Source organism: Citrobacter sp. S55_ASV_140 (assembly GCF_018919505.1).
GTDB classification, from domain to species: Bacteria; Pseudomonadota; Gammaproteobacteria; order Enterobacterales; family Enterobacteriaceae; genus Citrobacter; species Citrobacter werkmanii.
Map to the genome: position 1 here is coordinate 1 of NZ_JAHLQZ010000407.1, position 888 is coordinate 888.

General features: G+C 53.8%; 1 pseudogene. It reads left to right on the plus strand.

Annotated elements, in window-relative coordinates:
* Positions 1 to 738 (plus strand): annotated as a pseudogene (amiC, locus tag KQJ18_RS24205) (N-acetylmuramoyl-L-alanine amidase AmiC); the annotation flags it as partial.
* Positions 739 to 888 lie beyond the last annotated feature (150 nt).

The window sequence follows — 888 nt, forward strand, 5'->3', positions numbered from 1 at the left end:
GCGCAAAGTGGTCCGCAGCCGGGTAAAGCGGGGCGCGATCGTCCGATTGTCATTATGCTGGACCCCGGGCACGGTGGAGAAGACTCCGGTGCGGTGGGGAAATACAAGACGCGTGAAAAAGATGTGGTACTGCAAATTGCCCGTCGCCTGCGAGCCCTTATTGAAAAAGAGGGCAACATGAAGGTCTTTATGACGCGTAATGAAGATATATTCATTCCGCTAAAAGTGCGTGTGGCGAAAGCGCAGAAACAGCGTGCAGACCTGTTTGTCTCTATTCACGCCGATGCCTTTACCAGCCGGCAACCCAGCGGCTCATCGGTGTTTGCGCTCTCGACTAAAGGGGCGACCAGTACCGCGGCAAAATATCTGGCCCAAACCCAGAACGCCTCGGATCTCATCGGTGGCGTTAGCAAAAGCGGTGACCGTTATGTCGACCACACCATGTTCGATATGGTGCAATCGCTGACCATCGCCGACAGCCTGAAGTTTGGCAAAGCGGTGCTGAATAAGCTTGGTAAAATCAACAACCTGCATAAGAATCAGGTTGAGCAAGCCGGGTTCGCGGTGCTGAAAGCGCCGGATATTCCCTCCATCCTCGTGGAAACGGCATTTATCAGTAACGTCGAAGAAGAGCGTAAGCTGAAGACGGCGACCTTCCAGCAGGAAGTGGCGGAGTCGATTCTGGCAGGGATTAAAGCCTACTTTGCCGATGGTGCGACGCTGGCGAGAAGGGGATAACAAAAAAGCGCTGAAAAGCGCTTTTTTTACGAACGACAGATACAAAAAAACACCCGTTAAGGTGCTTAATGTGTTGGTTGCGGGGGCCGGATTTGAACCGACGACCTTCGGGTTATGAGCCCGACGAGCTACCAGGCTGCTCCACCCCGC